Source organism: Streptomyces sp. SID5785, assembly GCF_009870065.1.
In the GTDB taxonomy this organism is placed as follows: Bacteria; Actinomycetota; Actinomycetes; order Streptomycetales; family Streptomycetaceae; genus Streptomyces.
Map to the genome: position 1 here is coordinate 1 of NZ_WWIA01000740.1, position 4,343 is coordinate 4,343.

Sequence of the window (4,343 nt, forward strand, 5' to 3'; positions counted from 1 at the left end):
GGCGCGGGGAACTGCGCGACCAGCCCCCACCAACGCGCACCCGGCAACGAAACCCGCCGCCCGCCGCCCAAGGCCTACGCCCCGTAGAACCGCTCCTCCACCACCGCCCGCGCCCGCCGCGTGATCCGCCGGTAGTCGTCCAGCATGTCCCCGACGTGCCCGGGGTCGTACCCCAGGTACCGCCCCACCGCCCCGAGCTCCCGCCCGTCGGACGGAAACGTGTCCCCGGCCCGCCCCCGCACCAGCATCACCGCATTGCGCACCCGCGCGGCCAGGACCCAGGCCTCGTCGAGGACGGCCGCGTCCTCCGCCGGGATCAGCCCCGCCGCGCAGGCCGCCGCGAGGGCCTCCCGGGTGCGGGTCGTACGCAGCCCGGGCTCCTCCCAGCCGTGCTGGAGCTGCATCAGCTGCACGGTCCACTCGACGTCCGACAGCCCGCCGCGGCCCAGCTTGGTGTGCAGCGTGGGGTCGGCGCCGCGCGGCAGCCGTTCGGACTCCATCCGGGCCTTGAGCCGGCGGATCTCGCGGACGGCGTCGTCGCCGAGCCCCTCGGCCGGGTAGCGCAGAGGGTCGACGAGGTCGATGAAGGCGCGGCCCAGATCGCCGTCCCCCGCGACCGGCTCGGCCCGCAGCAGCGCCTGCGCCTCCCAGACCAGGGACCAGCGCCGGTAGTACGCCTCGTACGACTTCAGGGTGCGCACGAGCGGGCCCGACTTGCCCTCGGGGCGCAGGTCCGCGTCGATGAGCAGCGGCGGGTCGGCGCTGGGCAGGGCGAGCAGCCGGCGCATCTCGGCGACGACCTTGTTGGCCGCCTGGGCCGCCTCGTGGTCACTGACCCCCTCGCGCGGCTCGTGCACGAACAGCACGTCGGCGTCGGAGCCGTAACCCAGCTCGTGTCCGCCGAAGCGGCCCATGGCGATGACGGCGAAGCGGGTGGGCAGCGTGTCGCCCCAGCCGGCCCGGACGACGGCGCGCAGCGTGCCCGCGAGGGTCGCCGCGGTGAGGTCGGTGACGGCGGTGCCGACCCGGTCCACGAGCGCGCCCTGGTCGGCGACGACCGGCTGGTCCTCCGTGCCGTACGAGGCGATGAGGTCGGCGGCGGTCGTGCGGAACAGCTCACGGCGGCGCACCCCGCGCGCGGCGGCGACCGCCTGCTCGGCGCCGTCCGCCCGGCCGACCGCGGCGAGCACCTCCTGCTCGAGCGGGGCGTGGGCGCGCTGGTCGAGGCCCTTGGGGTCGCCGAGCAGGGCGACCGCCTCCGGGGCCCGCATGAGCAGGTCGGGGGCGAGCCGGCCGGCGGACAGGACGCGCGCCAGGTTCTCCGCGGCGGCCCCCTCGTCGCGCAGCAGCCGCAGGTACCAGGGCGTCTTGCCGAGCGCGTCGGAGACCTTGCGGAACCCGAGCAGGCCCGCGTCCGGGTCGGCGGAGTCGGCGAACCAGCCGAGCAGCACGGGCAGCAGGGTGCGCTGGATGGCGGCCTTGCGGGAGACGCCGGAGGCGAGCGCCTCCAGATGGCGCAGGGCGGCGCTCGGGTCCGCGTAGCCGAGCGCGACGAGCCGCTCGCGGGCCGCCTCGGGGCTCAACCGGGTCTCGCCGGGCGCCAGTTGGGCGACGGCGTCGAGCAGCGGCCGGTAGAACAGCTTCTCGTGCAGACGGCGCACGGAGGAGGTGTGCCGCTTCCAGGCGCGGTTGAGCTCGGTGATCGGCTCGCCGCGCATGCCCATGGAGCGGCCGATGCGGCGCAGGTCGGCGTCGTCCTCGGGGACGAGGTGGGTGCGGCGCAGCCGGTAGAGCTGGATGCGGTGCTCGAGGGTGCGCAGGAAGCGGTAGGCGTCGTCGAGCTGGACGGCGTCGACCCGGCCGATGTAGCCGCCGTCGGCGAGGGCGGCGAGCGCGTCCAGGGTGGTGCCGCTGCGCAGCGAGGCGTCGGAGCGGCCGTGCACCAGCTGGAGCAGCTGGACGGCGAACTCGACGTCGCGCAGACCGCCGGGGCCGAGCTTCAGCTCGCGGTCCACCTCACCGGCCGGGATGTTGGCGACGACCCGGCGGCGCATCTTCTGCACGTCGACGACGAAGTTGTCCCGCTCGGCGACCTGCCACACGAGCGGCGAGACGGCGGCGACGTACGCGGCGCCGAGCTCGGGGTCGCCGGCGACCGCGCGGGCCTTGAGGAGGGCCTGGAACTCCCAGGTCTTGGCCCAGCGTTCGTAGTACGCGAGGTGCGAGGCGAGGGTGCGCACCAGCGGGCCGTTGCGCCCCTCCGGGCGGAGGTTGGCGTCGACGGGCCAGATGGCGCCCTCGACGGTGGTCTCGGAGCAGATCCGCATCATGTGCGAGGCGAGCCGGGTCGCGGCCGGCAGGGCCTTGCCCTCGTCGGCGCCGTCGACGGCCTCGGCGACGAAGATGACGTCGACGTCGGACACGTAGTTGAGTTCGTGGCCGCCGCACTTGCCCATCGCGATGACGGCGAGCCGGCACAGCGCGGCGTCGCCGGGCGCGGCGGTGCGGGCCTGGGCGAGGGCCGCGCGCAGGGTCGCCGTCGCGAGGTCGGCGAGCTCGGCGGCGGTCTGCGCGATGTCGGTGGTGCCGCACACGTCGCGGGCGGCGATCGACAGCAGGCAGCGGCGGTAGGCGACGCGCAGCGACACCGGGTCGTCGGCCTCGGCGAGCCCGCGCTCGAACTCCTCGATGCCCGGGTGCAGATCGCGCGGCTCGTACGTGACGAGGGCCTGCCAGTCGCCGGGGTGCCGGGCCAGGTGGTCGGCGAGTGCCTCGGAGGCGCCGAGGACGCCGAAGAGTCGGTCGCGCAGCGGCTTCGCGGTGACGAGCGTGTCGAGGAGCTCGCGGCGGCCCGTCTCCCCGGACTCCCGCTCCTGCGCCTCGGCGAGCCGGACGAGGCCGAGCAGGGCCAGGTCGGGGTCGGCGGTGGCGCCCAGCGCGTCCAGCAGCAGCGGGTCGGACCGCACGGCGGACAGCGCGTCGGCGTCGAGCAGCCGCTCCGCGGTGGACGGGTCGGTGAATCCGTGCCGCAGCAGCCGGGTGAACGTACTGCTCCTGCGCCCGCCCGTCTCCAGCCCCCGCCCTTGCGAGGAGCGCTCCGCGCCCCCCTCCGTCCGCGGCACCGACATCCCGGCCTCCTGTCCGATCACACGCCCGGTGCCGAGCCTACTGCGCACCGGGGGTCACCGATGAGTCGTGCGCGCGTGCGGAGTCGGTCCCGGGACGGGAGGATGCAGACACCGCACCCCCGCCGTGTCCGCACGCCCGAAAGGATCAGGTCATGGAGTGGACCCTCGAAGTGGTCGTCGTCCCCGTCTCCGACGTGGACCGCGCCAAGGAGTTCTACGCGGAGAAGGTGGGGTTCACGCTGGACCTCGACACCGAGGTCGCCCCCGGCATCCGGATCGTGCAGCTGACGCCGCCCGGCTCGCGCTGCTCCATCAGCCTGGCGGAGGGGCTGCCGGGCGCCCCGGACCAGCAGGCGATGACCCCGGGCTCGCTCAACGGGCTGCAGGTGTGCGTCACGGACATCGCGGCGGCCCGCGAGGAGTTGGTGGCGCGCGGCGTGGCCGTGTCCCTCGTGCAGCACGCGGGCCCGCAGGGCTGGGAGGACGGCCCGGGCGGCGAGTGGAACTCGTTCATGTTCTTCCGGGACCCGGACGGCAACGGCTGGACGGTCCAGGAGGCACCGTCACCGCTCGCGGAGCGCTGAGCGGGCCCGCGTCTTCCTCTGACGCGGGCGCCGTCCGCGCCTACGGTGACCGTATGGACATGACCCTCGAAGTGATCCCGCTGCCCGTCTCGGACCTCGACCGGGCCAAGAGCTTCTACGTCGACAAGGTCGGCTTCCGCTGCGACGTCGACACGGAGCTGATGCCCGGCTCCCGGCTCGTCCAGCTGACGCCGCCCGGCTCGGGCTGCTCGATCGTCCTGTCCGAGGGCGTCCCGATCCCGACGGGCACCCCGACGCCGGGCACCTACCACGGCCTCCAGCTGGTCGTGACGGACATCAAGGCCGCGCGCGAGGAACTGACGGCGCGCGGCCTCGAGGTCTCGGAGCCCGTGCAGTTCGGGCCGTCGGACGGCGGCACGTTCATGCACTTCACGGACCCCGACGGGAACGGCTGGGCGATCCAGGAGTTCCGCCGCCGGGAGACCGTGCCACTGCGCGACGCCCTCTCCTAGGCCCGCCCCCGGGCCGCGCCTAGCCCTCGGCGCGGCCTGTGTCCCGGCCGCGGCCCGTGTCCCGGCGCGGCCTACAGCACCGGCAGGTTCTTCCGCAGCTCGAACGCGGTGACCTCCGAGCGGTACTCCTCCCACTCCTGCTTCTTGTTGCGCAGGAA

3 protein-coding genes and 1 pseudogene are annotated in these 4,343 nt (G+C 74.8%); 2 read left to right on the forward strand and 2 right to left on the reverse strand.

Features of this window, described 5'->3' with window-relative positions; genetic code table 11:
• Nucleotides 1-74: 74 nt before the first annotated feature.
• Entirely contained in the window at nucleotides 75-3,074 is a 3,000-nt protein-coding gene (locus GTW43_RS24270; protein WP_161304160.1) for a bifunctional [glutamine synthetase] adenylyltransferase/[glutamine synthetase]-adenylyl-L-tyrosine phosphorylase, read from the reverse strand.
• Nucleotides 3,075-3,280: 206 nt separating this feature from the next.
• On the opposite strand from GTW43_RS24270, the gene GTW43_RS24275 reads away from it, so the two are divergent.
• On the forward strand, nucleotides 3,281-3,712 hold the full coding sequence (locus GTW43_RS24275; protein ID WP_161304158.1) for a VOC family protein: 432 nt from the start codon (nucleotides 3,281-3,283) through the stop codon (nucleotides 3,710-3,712).
• 53 nt (nucleotides 3,713-3,765) lie between these two features.
• Nucleotides 3,766-4,185, forward strand: a complete 420-nt coding sequence (locus GTW43_RS24280) for a VOC family protein (RefSeq protein WP_161304159.1) — start codon at nucleotides 3,766-3,768, stop codon at nucleotides 4,183-4,185.
• Nucleotides 4,186-4,256: 71 nt separating this feature from the next.
• Here GTW43_RS24280 and GTW43_RS24285 read toward each other — a convergent pair.
• A pseudogene (locus GTW43_RS24285) lies at nucleotides 4,257-4,343 on the reverse strand (glutamine synthetase); the annotation flags it as partial.